Source organism: Haloarcula sp. Atlit-120R (assembly GCF_003665885.1).
Taxonomy (GTDB): domain Archaea; phylum Halobacteriota; class Halobacteria; order Halobacteriales; family Haloarculaceae; genus Haloarcula; species Haloarcula taiwanensis.
The window spans coordinates 251,655-266,834 of sequence record NZ_QPLN01000002.1 but is presented as its reverse complement, the minus strand read 5'-3'; the positions used below and the strand labels follow the sequence as shown (position 1 = coordinate 266,834).

At 61.0% G+C, this 15,180-nt stretch carries 17 protein-coding genes and 1 tRNA gene; 15 read left to right on the top strand and 3 right to left on the bottom strand.

Annotated features, from left to right (window positions below):
* The first annotated feature begins 98 nt into the window (after positions 1-98).
* The 9 genes from DVK01_RS08615 (at position 99) to DVK01_RS08575 (ending at position 9,097) form a co-directional block, all read left to right on the top strand.
* Complete coding sequence (locus DVK01_RS08615; RefSeq protein WP_101349267.1) at positions 99-1,946, top strand: ABC transporter substrate-binding protein; 1,848 nt, start codon at positions 99-101, stop codon at positions 1,944-1,946.
* Between the two features lie 112 nt (positions 1,947-2,058).
* Positions 2,059-3,099, top strand: a complete 1,041-nt coding sequence (locus DVK01_RS08610; RefSeq protein ID WP_121511198.1) for an ABC transporter permease — start codon at positions 2,059-2,061, stop codon at positions 3,097-3,099.
* Positions 3,096-4,556, top strand: a complete 1,461-nt coding sequence (locus DVK01_RS08605; RefSeq protein ID WP_121536351.1) for an ABC transporter permease — start codon at positions 3,096-3,098, stop codon at positions 4,554-4,556. The genes DVK01_RS08610 and DVK01_RS08605 overlap by 4 nt, the downstream gene beginning before the upstream one ends.
* On the top strand, positions 4,553-5,773 hold the full coding sequence (locus DVK01_RS08600; protein ID WP_121536349.1) for an ABC transporter ATP-binding protein: 1,221 nt from the start codon (positions 4,553-4,555) through the stop codon (positions 5,771-5,773). Before DVK01_RS08605 ends, DVK01_RS08600 begins: the two co-directional genes overlap by 4 nt.
* Positions 5,766-7,103, top strand: coding sequence for an ABC transporter ATP-binding protein (locus DVK01_RS08595; protein ID WP_101349263.1), 1,338 nt, complete (start codon positions 5,766-5,768; stop codon positions 7,101-7,103). Before DVK01_RS08600 ends, DVK01_RS08595 begins: the two co-directional genes overlap by 8 nt.
* Positions 7,096-7,503, top strand: a complete 408-nt coding sequence (locus DVK01_RS08590; protein ID WP_101349262.1) for a hypothetical protein — start codon at positions 7,096-7,098, stop codon at positions 7,501-7,503. Before DVK01_RS08595 ends, DVK01_RS08590 begins: the two co-directional genes overlap by 8 nt.
* 37 nt (positions 7,504-7,540) lie before the next feature.
* Complete coding sequence (locus DVK01_RS08585; RefSeq protein ID WP_101349261.1) at positions 7,541-8,065, top strand: hypothetical protein; 525 nt, start codon at positions 7,541-7,543, stop codon at positions 8,063-8,065.
* 149 nt (positions 8,066-8,214) lie between these two features.
* Positions 8,215-8,299: transfer RNA gene (locus DVK01_RS08580), tRNA-Leu, on the top strand.
* A gap of 285 nt (positions 8,300-8,584) precedes the next feature.
* Positions 8,585-9,097 (top strand): DUF5813 family protein, encoded by a 513-nt coding sequence (locus tag DVK01_RS08575; RefSeq protein WP_121511203.1) that lies wholly within the window; start codon positions 8,585-8,587, stop codon positions 9,095-9,097.
* Positions 9,098-9,137: 40 nt separating this feature from the next.
* Here DVK01_RS08575 and DVK01_RS08570 read toward each other — a convergent pair whose 3' ends face one another.
* Together DVK01_RS08570 and DVK01_RS08565 are read right to left on the bottom strand one after the other, a co-directional pair.
* Positions 9,138-9,368 carry an Lrp/AsnC family transcriptional regulator gene (locus DVK01_RS08570; RefSeq protein WP_004593869.1) on the bottom strand — a complete coding sequence of 77 codons (231 nt, stop codon included), beginning with the start codon at positions 9,366-9,368 and terminating at the stop codon, positions 9,138-9,140.
* A gap of 2 nt (positions 9,369-9,370) precedes the next feature.
* Positions 9,371-10,057 carry a TrkA family potassium uptake protein gene (locus DVK01_RS08565; RefSeq protein WP_101349259.1) on the bottom strand — a complete coding sequence of 229 codons (687 nt, stop codon included), beginning with the start codon at positions 10,055-10,057 and terminating at the stop codon, positions 9,371-9,373.
* Positions 10,058-10,197: 140 nt separating this feature from the next.
* On the opposite strand from DVK01_RS08565, the gene DVK01_RS08560 reads away from it, so the two are divergent.
* Positions 10,198-10,428, top strand: coding sequence for an Lrp/AsnC family transcriptional regulator (locus tag DVK01_RS08560; protein WP_101349258.1), 231 nt, complete (start codon positions 10,198-10,200; stop codon positions 10,426-10,428).
* Between the two features lie 52 nt (positions 10,429-10,480).
* Complete coding sequence (locus tag DVK01_RS08555) at positions 10,481-10,801, top strand: hypothetical protein (RefSeq protein ID WP_121511206.1); 321 nt, start codon at positions 10,481-10,483, stop codon at positions 10,799-10,801.
* Here DVK01_RS08555 and tmk read toward each other — a convergent pair.
* Complete coding sequence (tmk, locus tag DVK01_RS08550; protein WP_121511207.1) at positions 10,798-11,385, bottom strand: dTMP kinase; 588 nt, start codon at positions 11,383-11,385, stop codon at positions 10,798-10,800. The genes DVK01_RS08555 and tmk overlap by 4 nt on opposite strands.
* A 140-nt stretch (positions 11,386-11,525) precedes the next feature.
* Between tmk and DVK01_RS08545 the strand changes: the two genes are divergently transcribed.
* The 4 genes from DVK01_RS08545 to cofC all read left to right on the top strand — a co-directional run bounded on the left by DVK01_RS08545 (position 11,526) and on the right by cofC (position 15,124).
* The gene (locus DVK01_RS08545; protein ID WP_121536347.1) at positions 11,526-12,449 is read left to right on the top strand and encodes a complex I NDUFA9 subunit family protein; all 924 of its coding nucleotides are present in this window, start codon (positions 11,526-11,528) and stop codon (positions 12,447-12,449) included.
* 113 nt (positions 12,450-12,562) lie between these two features.
* Positions 12,563-13,744, top strand: coding sequence for a tubulin/FtsZ family protein (locus DVK01_RS08540; RefSeq protein WP_005536054.1), 1,182 nt, complete (start codon positions 12,563-12,565; stop codon positions 13,742-13,744).
* Positions 13,722-14,498: a hypothetical protein gene (locus DVK01_RS08535; RefSeq protein WP_101349254.1), complete on the top strand. Its 777-nt coding sequence runs from the start codon at positions 13,722-13,724 to the stop codon at positions 14,496-14,498. Before DVK01_RS08540 ends, DVK01_RS08535 begins: the two co-directional genes overlap by 23 nt.
* On the top strand, positions 14,498-15,124 hold the full coding sequence (cofC, locus tag DVK01_RS08530) for a 2-phospho-L-lactate guanylyltransferase (RefSeq protein ID WP_121536345.1): 627 nt from the start codon (positions 14,498-14,500) through the stop codon (positions 15,122-15,124). Before DVK01_RS08535 ends, cofC begins: the two co-directional genes overlap by 1 nt.
* Positions 15,125-15,180: the final 56 nt, after the last annotated feature.

Sequence of the window (15,180 nt, the reverse complement as noted above, 5' to 3'; positions counted from 1 at the left end):
TTTCTTCATGCGAGCAGTTTAATATTTCAAGCTACTGTATGACATAACTTCTATTTGTGGGGGGCAATTTGGGTATCAATATGCCACGTTCAAGTAGCATGGAACGGCGATCGTTTCTGAAAGCAACGGGCAGTGCTGCGGCCGCCGCAGCGCTGGCGGGATGTTCCAGTGATAGTGACGAGACTGAGGGCGCAGCGGAGGAGACCGGCGGCGGCACGGACTCGACAGACTCCAGTGGTGGCGATGTCGGGACCGATCTGAAACAGGACGGGGACCTCTGGCGGGTCAACACGGGGACGATGACGACGATGGACCCGATCGAGGCGACCGACACCCAGTCGGGAATCGTCATCCAGCAGATGTTCGATCCGCTGATGAACTATCCCGACAGCCAGCCCGCTGTAGAGGGGCTTATGGCTGCGGACTACGAGGTATCTGATGACTTCACGACCTACACGTTCCAGTTGAAGGACGCGACTTTCCACAACGGCGACACCGTAACCGCTAGTGACTTCGTCTACGCGTTCGAGCGGTTGACTGCATCTGACAACTCTAGTCGTGCCTACTTCGTTCTGGATTCGCTGGGCGTGACACACGAGACGACGACTGAGACGGTCGACGGCGAGGAACAGGAAGTGTACAAGCCCGGGACACTCGGCGTCACGGCCGTTGACGAAACAACGCTCGAGATCCAGCTAGACGCGCCGTTTGCCTCCACGCTGGAGATGCTCGCGTACTCATCTTTCTCACCGGTTCCTGAGGGCATGGTTGGCGACATCGAAGGGTACGAGGGCGAGATGACCCAGGCCGAGTTCTCCAGTTCGAACCCGATCGGAAACGGCCCCTTCGAGTTCGATACGTGGAACTCCGGAACAGAGGCCAGAGTCAGCGCGTACGACGACTACTATGGCGAGAGTCCGAGCGTCGACGGCGTCCACTTTGCGGTTATCGAGAACGACTCGGCCAATTACAACTATGCGATGAACCGGAACGCCGATATCTTCGAACTCCCCACGGCGCAGTACGACCCCGGGAAGGTGTCCGTTGAGGAGGAAGACGACGAGGGTCGCCAGATCGGGACCTACGGCGAGTTGCGCAACGGCGACACGGCTAATTACTCCGCCGTGTCGAACATCGGGGTGTTCTACCTTGGGTTTAACATGGCCAGCGTACCCAAGCCGGTCCGTCAGGCGGTCGCGTACGCGATGAACCAGCACACCGTTGTCGAGCAGGTGTTCAAGCAGCGCGGCGAGCCTGCGTACAATTTCACGCCGAAATCCATCTTCCCCGGTGGTGCCCAGAACTACAACGACCGCGCCGAAAACGAGTACCCGTACGGCTACGACGACAGCCAGCTCGGAAAGGCCCGATCGGTGATGGAAGAGGCTGGCTACGGCGAAAACGAGCGCGTCGCCGTCGAGCTGACGATCTACGAGTCCGGTGTCTGGAGCGAAACTGCAAGCATTCTTCGAGACCAGCTGCAGAGCGTCTACATCGACCTCGAAGTCAACCAGGCGCCGTTCAACACGCTCCTCGAGCGTGGTCGCAACGGCGAACTAGAGATGTACTCGCTTGGCTGGGTCGCTGACTGGCCCGCGCCGGATAACTTCCTCCAGCTGCTGAACCCGCCACAGACCGATACGAGTCTTGACTTCCCGATTTCGTATGTCAACTGGCAGCCGGAGAACGGCGACGCTGCCCAGCAGGCCGCGGAGGCGTACCAGTCGATTGCTGACAACCCGGCACCGACGGAGGAGGATCAGGCCGCCCGGAACGACGCGTACATCCAGATGGAGAACGCGAACTGGGAAGACGTCGCAATGCTGCCGGTGTATCACGAGCTGACTGAGCTGTTCTGGTACGACCACGTCGACTTCACGCCGCCAGCCGGAATGGGGCCGAGCCGACAGAAGATGAACACCGTGTCGCTCGGAGACAGACAGTAATCGCGTCCCTGCTGGCGTGATCGTCCCCGCCACGGTTGGTGACGGGAACGACTTCGCAGCCCTCAGAGATTATGAACTCACAAGTACCCGTACAACGGAGACAAGCTAAGCCATGAGCCGCGCTACGTATCTGCTCAAGCGCTTGGTACTGTCGATCCCTGTTATCATATTCGGGACGACAGTAACGTTCGCAATTATCCGGCTGGGGCCGCTCAGTCCTGCAGCGGCGATCCTCGGCCCCCAAGGTGACGCTCGTGCGATTCGACAGATCGAGCAACGGTTGGGACTGAACGAACCGCTCTGGGAACAGTACTTCGACTTTATGCGAGACCTGTTCCTGTTCGATCTGGGCCAGTCGTGGGTCGTCAACTCCGGGACACCGGCAATCGACCTCATCATCAGCTACGCACCACGGACGATCTGGCTCGGATTCTGGGCGGTCCTGATCGCCCTCGGGATCGGCATTCCGCTCGGCTTCTACGCCGGCCTGAATCCCAATACGTTCTCGGATTACTTCGCTTCCTTCGGTGGGATTGTCTGGCGGGCGATGCCGAACTTCTGGCTCGCGGTCATTCTGGTGACGGTGCTGTCACAGACGGAACAGCTGTTCGGGTTCAGTTGGACCAGCTTTATTGTCGAGACCAACGTCGTGACCTCGCCGAACCTCGCCGTGCTCAAGAATCCCACGAGACTGATAACCGATCCGGGACAGGCATGGACCAACCTCGCGAAAGCGACAAAACAGATACTGCCGCCCGCACTGGTGCTCGGATCCGCATCGATGGGCACAGAGATGCGGATCGGCCGAACTGCCGTTCTCGAAACGATCAACTCGAAATACGTCGAAACAGCCAAGGCCAAAGGCGTCTCACCGCGGGTACTGGTCTGGAAGCACATCTTCCGGAACGCCCTGATTCCGCTCGTACCGGTGATCACTGCGGAGGCGTTCATCTTGATCGGCGGGTCAGTGCTCGTCGAGACCGTCTTCTCGATCAACGGTATCGGTCTCCTGTTCTTCCGGGCAGCGGAGCAGGGTGACCTCCCACTTGTTGGAACACTTATGTATCTGTTCATCCTTCTTATCGTCGGGCTGAATATCGTACAGGACTTCGCGTACACAATCATCGACCCACGCGTGGGGTACGACGGATGAGAGAGACAGAACCCACCGAAGACATCGATCAGCCGCTGAGGGACCGACTCAAGGCACACCCTAGACCGGCACTACTGTGGGGTGTCGTGCTCTGTGCCCTGTTACTGCTTGAGGGACCGACGTACCTCGATGGGTTGTTCGGCGCGATAAGCTACGTGCTCGCGTTATTCCCGGGGTCGCCCGGCGCTGAGGCGTTCGCCAGTGCGTCAGCCTTCTGCAGCGACCTGCCGCATCTGCTGAGCCGAGAACTGATACCCAACCGAGGGTACTACGACGGGAGTGCTTGGCAGGGCACGTTCCTCGGCCTTGAGCCGAAGTACGCATGGCTCATTCGCTTCCTGCTGGTGTATGCATACGTCGCAGTCTTGTTGGCGTGGCTGTGGTACGGGTACGTGCTCTTCCGACGGCACTATCGCGCTGCTGACTGGACGCCGACTGACGACGTCATCGACCGGCTTCGAGGTCACTACTGGGGCCTGTTCGGACTCGCTGTCGTCGTCTTCTTCGTCACAATGGCCGTGTTCGCTCCCGTTGTCGGCCCAACGACAGCCGAAGAGAATATCCAGGGGCCGTACTCCCACGAGATGCAGTACTTCAACGAGGACACGGAGACGGTCGAAACGATTACCATCGGCGAGGCGAATCTCGGGTCCGCGTCGCGCGGGAGCGGGGACAGCAACGTCGGGATATGGAGTTACGACGACTTCGGGCGATTCCACCCTGTCGGAACGCTCGTCAGCGGTAAGGATCTGTTCACCTTCCTCGCCTTCGGCGCACGGGTGTCGCTGTTCATCGGCCTCGGATCGATGGCGATTGCGGGCTTTATTGCGACGACGCTGGCGTTAGTTACCGCCTATTACAAGGGGGTAACTGACCTCATTGTGGTCCTGACCAGTGACTCCGTGCAGGCGATGCCAGCATTGCTGCTGGTGATTCTTGCGACAGTGGTGTTCAAGAACCACTGGATAGCAGAGATTTACAACGGGGCGATGCTGTTCATCCTCCTGTTTGCGCTGATACGCTGGCCGGGGCTGTGGCGGGCGGTACGTGGTCCTGCGTTACAGGTCGGCGAACAGGAATGGGTAGACGCGGCAAAGAGCTACGGCCAGCGACCCACTGTGATTATGCGGAAACACATGGCACCGTATATCCTCGGTTATCTCCTAGTTTACGCCTCCCTGACGCTCGGTGGCGTCATTATTTCCGTCTCTGCCCTGTCGTTCCTCGGACTCGGGATTACCGCCCCGACTCCCGAGTGGGGGCGGGCGATTAACATCGGGCAACAGTACATCGCCAGTCAGTCCTGGCACATCTCGCTCATTCCGGGTATCCTGATTACGCTGGTCGTCACCGGCTTCAACGCGTTGAGCGACGGGATTCGGGACGCGATTGACCCACAGAGCGAGGGTGCTGAAGGCGGTGCAACTGGCGCGGCCGCCGGAGGTGGTGGCGGATGAGCCACATCGAAGACGGCGAGCCGCTGCTGGCCGTTGACAACCTCCGGACCGTGTTCCACAGCGACAAAGAGGAAATTCGCGCTGTCGACGGCGTTTCATTCGATATTGCACGCGGCGAGACGCTCGGTATCGTCGGCGAATCCGGTTCGGGCAAGAGTGTCACCGCACGCTCGATTATGGGACTGGTCGATAGTCCGGGCGAAATCAGCGAGGAGTCGTCCATACGGTTAGACGGGCGAGAGCTGACGACGCTTTCGGAGAAGCAATACCGATCAGTTCGTGGCGGCGACATCGCGATGGTGTTTCAGGACCCGCTGAGCTCGCTCAATCCGGTGTACACTGTCGGGAACCAGATCATCGAGGCGCTGGAGCTCCACCGCGGTATGGAAGGGGCCGAAGCCAAGTCGGAGGCCATCGAACTGCTGCGTGCAGTCGGCATCCCCGACGCGGCACGCCGTGTCGATGAGTTCCCCCACGAGTTCTCCGGCGGGATGCGCCAGCGAGCCGTCATCGCGATGGCACTGGCCTGTGACCCAGACCTGCTCATCTGTGATGAGCCGACGACAGCACTCGATGTCACCATTCAGGCCCAGATTCTGGACCTGTTACAGGAGATTCAGACGAAGCGTGACATCGGTATCATGTTCATCACGCACGACATGGGCGTCATCGCGGAGGTCGCCGACCGCGTCGCCGTGATGTACGCTGGCGAAGTCGTCGAGCAGGCACCCGTAGAGGAACTGTTCGCGAACCCATACCACCCCTACACACAGGGACTCTTGCAGAGTATTCCCGGCCGGAACCCCAGTACAGATCGGCTACCCACTATCGAAGGGGACGTGCCGACGCCACACGAATCGGCGTCGTACTGTCGGTTCGTCAGCCGGTGCCCGAAGGCCTTTGACGAGTGTGAGCGGGTCCATCCCGCCCACGTCGAAGTCAGCGAATCAGCGGACCACACGGCCGCCTGTCTCCTGTACCCCGAAGATATGCCTACCGACGACACTGTGACACAGCACGAAGCGAACGCGGACCAGACAGGCGTCGAAGCAGACGAAGCACTGTCGGCGGACGACTGGCCAGTTGAGCGCCGAGCAGCCGGTGAAGACACCGGCCCGGCCGGGTCCGAAGACAGCGACGCACGGGCTGATGGTGGCCACGGCAGCAGTGCCGTGGACACCGGCGGCCAGCGGGAGGGAGGTGACCCAGATGAGTGAATCTGTCGTCGAGACCGCGTCCCACCAGACCGGCGAGACATTGCTCGATGTGCAGGATCTGAAGACGTACTACGAAGGCGGTGGACTGCTCGGCGGGGACCCAGTGAAAGCCGTCGACGGCGTGAACTTCGAGATCTCGCGCGGCGAGACGTTCGGGCTGGTCGGTGAATCCGGCTGTGGCAAGACAACCCTCGGTCGGACACTCATCCAACTGGAAACGGCTACCTCCGGGACAGTCTCCTTCGATGGAACGGATATAACCGAACTCAGCGGCGACGACCTCAAGGAGTGGCGCCGCAACGCCCAGATGGTGTTTCAGGACCCCGAATCGAGCCTCAACGACCGGATGACTGTCGGTGAGATTATCCGCGAACCGCTGGACGTCCACGAGCAGGGCACGGCTCGCGAGCGTCGGGAGAAGGTGCGGACACTGCTCGATCAGGTCGGACTCATGCCGGAACACTACTACCGGTACCCCCACCAGTTCTCCGGCGGCCAGCGACAGCGTATCGGCATCGCACGGGCGCTCGCACTCGAGCCGGAGTTCGTCGTCCTCGACGAACCCGTTTCGGCGCTCGACGTGTCCGTCCAAGCCCAGATACTCAATCTGCTGGAAGACCTGCAAGAAGAGTTCGGCCTCACGTACCTCTTCATCGCGCACGACCTGAGTGTGGTCCGGCACATCTGTGACCGCGTCGGAGTGATGTACCTCGGGAACCTCATGGAGGTCGGGCCGACGGAGCAGCTGTTCCAGCGCCCAGAAAACCCCTACACACGCGCGTTGCTGTCGGCGATTCCGGAACCGGACCCGACGGTTCAGGCAGACCGGATTACCCTGCCCGGCTCGCCACCGAGTCCACGGGACCCACCGGAAGGGTGTCCCTTCGCAACGCGGTGCCCCGTCCGGATACGGCCCGAAGACATAGACGCTAGCGATGCGGTGTGGGACCGGATCCGAGAGTTCCGTGATGTCATTCGCGAGCGGTCCCGCGCGGAACAGTCGCTCGGTGAGCGGCTCAAGGAACGGCTCGGGTTCGACACCGCGTTGGCTGACGGCGAGGAAATCGTCGAGGAAGAGTTCAGCGACGTGGACCTCCCGCCGGACGTACGAGAGCACGTCGAACAGGCTGCGACGTATCTCAGTGATGGGGACCCCGATGCTGCACGGGCGTACCTCAAGGAAGTGTTCGGCGGTCGGTGTGACACCGAAACACCGCAGTACTACGATGTCGACGACAGACGGATGAGCTTCTGTCACCGGCACGCACAGGAGCACGTCTCCCCTGGCGACGAACTGCGCCAACGTGGCTACGACACGCACGATGGATAACCTGGCGGGAAAGGTACTCGATCTGCTGTGGTACGCCATCGGCGTAACGCTCACAGCGACGCTTATCGGCGGCGTACTCTCACCGCTTCGCGGCGGCGGCTGGGTGACAGTGAAGTTCGTGCTGTTTTTTATCGGCTTCGCGCTGTTTGGCTACGCTTCGGTTACGCTGTGGCGTGCGCCGTCTCTCGATTCCGACGACTCGGACGACTCCGCCGTGTCGTTTGGCGTGTCGGCACGGGAGCGGACACCGTTCGAGTCGATGCTGGCTCGTGTCGTCCCGCCCCTCGATACGCTCGCTCCGCCCGAAGACCGGCTCTCGCCGCCGGTGAAGCTCTTCGTTGCGAGTCTGTTCGTCCTCGGGCTCTCCCTGAGCATGGAAGTCATCTTCGGCGTCCAGTGACACCACCATTTACCTCCCGCGGGCGTAACGACAGGGTATGGTAAAGACAGGTGGCGAGGGGACAGACGACCTCGAACGGCTTGCCGCTGGTTCTGACGCCCGCAAGGCATCGTGGAAACAGACGTTAGAGGAGACACAGGCGCTGGCGGACCAGCGGCGTTCTGACGGCCGCGAGGCAGTCGTCGTCCCCGCCGGGGATGCGGGTCTACGGACAGTCGACGACGGTGACAGCCTCGAACTCGTGTTCGTTATTCCGGGCAACAAGGCCGAAGGCGTGACGCGACTGGTCGAATCGAATCCCCTCGAAGCGTACGACGTGTACCGGCGAACAGTCGGAGAGCAGGTGTTTCTGGCCGTCGAGTATTTCGATCCGGACGCCGCTTCGCTGTTCATCGCTGGCGCGTACGAACTCCGGGACGCCGGTAACGCGGTGACTGCTGCGAACGACGGGGCGACGTTCCAGACGTTGCTCAGGAAACTGGACGGGACGCCGGTCGCATCGTTCGACCACGCAGACCGGACGAAGTTCCTCCCGACCGACAGGCTCCCGGTCGAGGAGTAGGGACAGGCGTCAGAGAGTACGCGACAGTTGAACAGTGTGTCACGGTCGCTATCGAACTTCACCGGCGTGCCTACGATAGGACACGATGGCCCACCTCGCAGTCCAAGACCGAAAGGACCATTCACTAGCCCCCGCAGAGTTCAATCTGCGCGAGGGTAGCCGAGCTTGGCCAAAGGCGGTGGGCTTAAGACCCGCTCCCGTAGGGGTCCGTGGGTTCGAATCCCATCCCTCGCATTCTGCGACGAGTGAACACGAGGAGCGGTGCAAACGGGATGCGAACTACGGACGGGAGAGCGATTCGGGTGAGGAGAGTGCGCTGTTCACCGGACGCTGTGGCTTGTGCACAGTTGGCCACAGACTTCACAGGAGCAACGCTGACCGCTTATGTGTGACACACTCGACAGTCTATGTGGCACAGCCGTGTCGGTCACAGATCCGGGTGCGGCGATGACAGATGCTTCGAACGGAGAGAGGGCGGACACGACGCGTTTTTGCACGTCTGTGGCCTATACCGGCGTAATGACTGACGTGCCAGACGACGTTGCCGAAGCGTTCGACCGACACGATGCGCTCGTCCCGGCCGGGGATAGCTACGCTGTCGAGACGACGAACTTCGACGCTCGCGTAACTGCGACCGAGGGCGAAGAGTGGCGGACGAACTACGAGGTGACGGTCAGAGCGCCGTCGCTGCAGGCCGCGACAAGCGACGAGGTCGGTGCTGCCGTCGTCGATGGCTGGCTTGAGACGCTGGAGCGGCGGCTGGAGGACGCGCCGAAAGCGACCCGAACTGCTGTCGAACTGGACGAGTACAGCGTCGTCGAGGACGGCGAGCAGGTCGTGGTCGCGTTCGAGTACACAATGGGTGGCGAACGGCAGGCCGCAGACGTCGCAAAGACCTTCGTCGAGTACGTCGAAGGGACGTACGTTGAGGGCGTCATACCCGGTTACGACTACGTCGGTGTCGTGGCTGACCTGCTCAATTCGGCGAGTACCGGTGGCAGTGACGGCTCTCGTGGCGGGACACCGCTATAGTGGGGCCGTGCCGAGTACGGCATACAGATAACGCTCTGTCTCAATCCATCGCGATATACGTCTGTGTCGTTTCGACGCCCTGAATTTCTTGGATGTGCGTCGCTGCGACATCCTTGACTTCAGCGGGCGTCTCCACGTTCACTTTCGCTATAAAGTCGACGTCACCGGCAACGATGTGTGCCTCGACAACACCGTCGACGGCTTCGATATCATCCTTCAGGCGGTCCGCGTCACCGGTGTGGGCTTTGACCATAACGTATGCAATGACCATGTTCAGGCACCTCCAAGCGCGGTTGCGCGCTCTGATTCGCCAACGACGATGCTTCGGACATCCGAAAGCGTCTCGAAGTCGGCCAGTATCACGACTCGGTCACCGGCCTCTAGCGTTTCGTCCGGGTTGGGAATGGCGAGCGGGGCCTCGCCTTTCCCGTGTGCCATCAGCCGGGAATCCGACGGCAGTTCCAGTTCCGACAGCGTGTACCCCTCCATCGGCGATTGCCGCTGGATGGTAAACTCCACGAGCTGGAGGTTCTGTGCGATATCGGCGACTGCGCGGATGTTCCCGCCCAGCAGCGCATTCTTGGCGGCGATAGCGCCCAGTCGTTCAGGGTAGATTACCTCGTCGACCTCGGAAGCGTAGCGCCGGTAGATCTCTTCGCGGTAGTCCTCGTCGATGCGCATGACGGTTCGACAGCCGTGTTCTTTGGCGATCATACAGGCAACGAAGTTGTCGTTCAGGTCGCCGGTGAGCGCGCCGAGTGCGTCGGCAGCTTCGAGATCAGCGCTGCCGAGCGTCTCCTCGATAGCGCCATCGCCCGCAATCACCTCGAAGCCAGCCGTTCGCGCGCGCTCGACTGCGTTCTCATCGCGCTCGATGAGGACAACTTCGTGGCCACTCTCTTGCAGGACGCGAGCCGTCCGCAGTCCGACACGACCTGCACCCACGATAACGAATCGCATACACCCTCCTATGGGGCGGGGGTGAATAAAAGTACCCACCCGGTGGAACCACCAGACGCCTTGACCACGCCGTCAAACAATACAGCCGTTGTTTTTTCCTGACGGAACCTTTTTCGTGCCATGACACGACACACCATAATATGGTTAGCGCGTTCATTATGGTCAAGACGGCTGCCGGCAAATCCGAAGACCTCCTTGCGGCAGTTCGAGACGCCGAAGGCATCACTGAGGCACACATCGTCGCCGGGCAGTACGACATCATCGCCGAAGCGACAGGTACCGAGGTGTACGACATCATGCAGTCGGTCTCGGGTCACATCCGAGACCTCAACGGCGTCGACGACACGCGCACGTACATCTGTTTGGAGTGAGCGCCCCGCGTTGTTCCGACACCGCAAAGGGACTTGCCGCCCTACGGCGAACATGGTCAGTGTCGCCGGTATTATCGGCCTGCTCGTCATCGTGCTGGTCAACAGTGCTGTGACGGCGCTCATGACGCGCTTTTTCCGCGTCCGCTTGCACACTCGGTGGGGGAGCCTCATCTACTCGCTGCTCCTCTGTCCGGTAGTCATGGTCGTCATCCTGCTGGTGTTGAGTGGCGTGTTCAGTCTCGGTGCGAACCTCGGGAGTCAGACCGCTGTCCTCCTCGTAACTATCGTTATTCCACTCGCTACCGGGATGACGTTCGATTACTTCTGGATGCCCGCTCCCGACGAAGTCGAACTACCGGCGTCGATGGACTAATCGAGAATCGCTGCTCGGACCTGTTCGTACACAGCATCCGGGTCGGCGGTTGCGTCGACGCGAACGAACCGCTCCGGGTCGGCTTCGATTAGTCGCTCGTAGTTGTCACGCACCGTTGTGAGATACTCTGCCGTCTCGAACTTGTTCGTCGCGCCGCTTCGCTGTGCGGCGGTTTCTGGATCGAGATCGAGATACACAGTCCGGTCCGGCGGCCGGGTCCAGGGCGCGTGGACCTCGCGAACGTACGACAGCGGGTCGTCCAAGGTCTCACTCGCTTCGAGTGTCGCACCCTGATAGGCGTACCGAGAGTCGCTGTAGCGGTCGGAGACAACGAGCCGGTCTTCGCTGAGTGCCGGTCGGACCGTGTCCGAGAGGTGTGCAGCGTGGTCAGCCGTATAGAGAAACAGTTCGGCCAGCGAGTCCGCGTCGTCGTCGTTAATAGAGCGCTGGACGGCGTCGCCGTACCAGGTATCGGTCGGCTCGCGCGTGAACACAGCCTCGCTGGGGACGGCGTTGTCGCGCTGGAGCCGCTCCCACACGGTCGTCTTGCCGCTCCCGTCCAGTCCTTCGAGCGTGACGAGCATACCTCACAATCTGTGTGGGGGGACGTAAGCGCCCCGACCTGAACGGTGCATCCGTAGCCTGACACAAGTGACCGGACTGCGGGCCCGTCGACCAAACAAATACGCTCACCTTTACGGTTCTACCAACTGTATTGGAGTCCATGGATGTACTTGTCGTCGGCGGGACCGGATTCATCGGACAACACCTATGCCGTGAGCTCGACGAGCGAGGGCACACCGTCACTGCGCTGTCTCGGTCACCAGAAGACGCAACACTACCGGACGGTGTCGAAACCGTCTCCGGGGACGTCACAGACTACGGGGGTATCGAGAGCGCGTTCGAAAATCAGGACGCGGTGTATTATCTGGTCGCACTGTCGCCCCTGTTCAAACCGGACGGCGGCGACAAGATGCACGAGCGCATTCATCTCGGCGGGACGGAAAACAGCGTACAGGCCGCAGAAGAGCACGGCGTCGACCGGTTCGTCCAGCTGAGCGCACTGGGTGCAGACCCCACCGGCGACACACACTACATCCGGTCGAAGGGAGAGGCTGAGCAGGTTGTTACGGAGTCTTCGCTGGACTGGACCATTTTCCGCCCGTCGGTCGTCTTCGGTGAGGGCGGTGAGTTTGTCTCCTTCACGAAGCGCCTCAAGGGGATGTTCGCGCCGGGTGTCCCGCTGTATCCGCTTCCCGGCGGCGGCAGACAGACGACGTTCCAGCCGATCTGGGTCGGTGACCTCGTGCCGATGCTCGTCGACAGTATCGAATCCGAAGACCACGTCGGCGAGACCTACGAGGTCGGTGGGCCGGAAGTACTGACGCTCAGAGACGTGACCAATCAGGTGTACGATGCCGAGGGGTCGTCAGTAAGCGTCGTCCCCCTTCCGATGCCACTAGCGAAGGTCGGGCTCTCTGTCTTGGGAAGTGTCGGGTTCCCGATGGGTGCCGACCAGTACCGGTCACTCAAATTCGATAACACGCCAGCGACCAACGAAATAGATGCATTCGGTGTCAGTAGTGACTCTCTAACGACACTCAGCGGATATCTCAGGGGAGAAGCGCCAGCAGTAGCCACTTCCTAAAGAGAATTGTGTTATATAGTATTGATTTTCAATCCTGACTTTCAGGGCTGAGAGCCGGGCAAAACACTTATACTCGCCATCGCTCTTTGACCCTTTAAGCGGAGAACCATATAATGAAACTGGCGATGATCGGCTTCGGGCAGGCCGGTGGCAAAATTGTGGACAAATTCCTCGAGTACGACAAGGAAACCGGCTCGGGAATCGTCCGCTCGGCTGTTGCGGTCAATACAGCAAAAGCAGACCTGCTTGGGCTAGAACACATTCCGGAAGAGAATCGAGTGCTCATTGGCCAGGCTCGCGTCAAGGGCCATGGCGTGGGCGCGGACAACGAACTCGGCGCGGAAATCGCCGAAGAGGACATCGACGAAGTGCAGGGTGCGATTGACAACATCCCCGTCCACGAAGTCGACGCCTTCCTCATCGTCGCCGGCCTCGGCGGCGGGACGGGGTCGGGCGGGTCGCCGGTCGTCGCAAAACACCTCAAGCGCATCTACACCGAACCGGTGTACGGTCTGGGCGTCCTGCCGGGCAGCGACGAGGGTGGTATCTACACCCTCAACGCCGCCCGCTCGTTCCAGACGTTCGTGCGCGAGGTGGACAACCTCATGGTGTTCGACAACGACGCCTGGCGACAGACCGGCGAGTCCGTTGAGGGGGGCTACGACCACATAAACGAGGAAATCGTCCGCCGCTTCGGCGTACTGTTCGGAGCCGGTGAGATCGAGGCCGGCGACAACGTCGCCGAAAGTGTCGTCGACTCCTCGGAAATCATCAATACGCTCGACGGCGGCGGCGTCTCCACCGTCGGCTACGCCTCCGAGGACGTCGAGGTGTCCTCTGGCGGCGGCGGCCTGCTCTCGCGGTTCAAGGGCGACGACTCGTCCGACGACGGAATGGATACGGCCAACACCACGAATCGTATCACGTCGCTCGTCCGGAAAGCCGCGCTCGGCCGACTGACACTCCCCTGTGAGATCGAGGGTGCAGAGCGTGCCCTCCTCGTGATGGCAGGGCCGCCGGAGCACCTGAACCGGAAGGGAATTGAGCGCGGCCGGAAGTGGCTTGAGGAGCAAACCGGTTCGATGGAGGTCCGCGGTGGCGACTATCCGACCAACGCCCCGAAAGTGGCCGCATCCATCCTGCTGGCCGGCGTCCACAACGTTCCGCGAATCAAGGAACTCCAGCAGGTCGCCATCGAGGCCCAGGACAACATCGACGACATCCGTAACCAAAGCGAAGATAACTTAGAGGACTTGGTCGAAGACGACGAAGATGAACTTGATCCGCTGTTCTAACAAGACCGTCGCACTCCTCTGTGTTGTCGCGCTGCTCGCGACTGCCGGCACAGCAAGTGCGTTCTCTGTCTCTGCCGACGGGGTGCCGACCGAGAGTGCCGTCGGCGAAGAGGTGTCGGTGACGTACACGATAGACGACCCGTTTACCGATGCGCCGAACGAATGGACACTTGCCGGTTCGACCGAACTCCAGAACGTTAGCTGGACGGTCACCGTGTTGCGTGCTGGGAATCAGGTGAATCAAGAGACCTACGGCGACCAGTCTTTCGAACAGGATCTGGAAATCGATAACAACGGTGACCAAGTCCGCGTCGAACTCGTCGGCACGACGCCAGCCATCTCGAATTACACGTACGACCCGGCACAGAACTATCAGGTCGCCTCGCTCAGTCGAATCAGCGGCAACAACGAAGAGGAGTTCCGCAGCGACACCGCTCACCACTACACCGAAGAGAGTCAGGCCGCGAGGCAAGCGATCGACGACGCACAGGCTGCAATCGACGCGGCCGGTGGGAACGAAAACGCCGAAGAACTGGTCAGTAGCGCCATCTCCTCATACGAGAACGGGAACTTCCAGAACGCCCAGGACCTCGCCGGGCAGGCTGAGAGTCAGGCACAGCAGGCCCAGCAGAGCGCCCAGACCCAGCGAACGCTCCTGCTGGTCGGCGGCGGACTTGTCGTCCTCCTGTTGCTGGTCGGTGGCGGCTACTACGCGTACACGCAGATGAGTGAGGACGAGTACTCCAAGCTGTAATGCGTCTTGTCGTCCCCGTCTCGGGGTCTGCCCCCAAAACGCGGCTTGCGTCTGTTCTGTCTCCAGCCGAACGCCGTGATTTTACTGAAGCCATGCTTTCAGACGTCGTCGACGCAGTGACAGCGGCGGGCCACGAACCCGAGATCATCTCGACAGCACCGCTTGACTGTGCCGTGCCGGTCACCGTCGACGACCGCGGACTCGACGCGCTCGTCAACGACCTGCTCGCGTCGACAGTGACTGACGGCGAACGAGCGCTTGCCGTCGTGATGGCCGACCTCCCGCTCGTAACTCGTGAGAGCATCGAGCGACTGCTCGCTCCCGAAGCCGACGTGGTGCTGGCCCCGGGCCTGGGCGGCGGGACGAACGCCTTCGTCTGTCGGCACCCCGAATTCAGGGTCGATTACCACGGCGCGTCTATCCGCGACCACCGAGAGACCGCACGCGACGTGGGAGCCAGCGTTACCGAAATTGACTCGCGGCGGCTCGCGACCGATATCGACGAACCGGATGATCTCGCAGAGGTGCTGTTACACAGCGAGGGCGCGGCCGCAGATTGGCTCACACAGTCAGGGTTCGAACTGACAGCCACCGATGGGCGAGTCGACGTGCAGCGATCTCGGTAGTTTGGACCAGTCTCCGCCGCCGTAATATCAATCCTGATACTCCCGAGTTTACATTT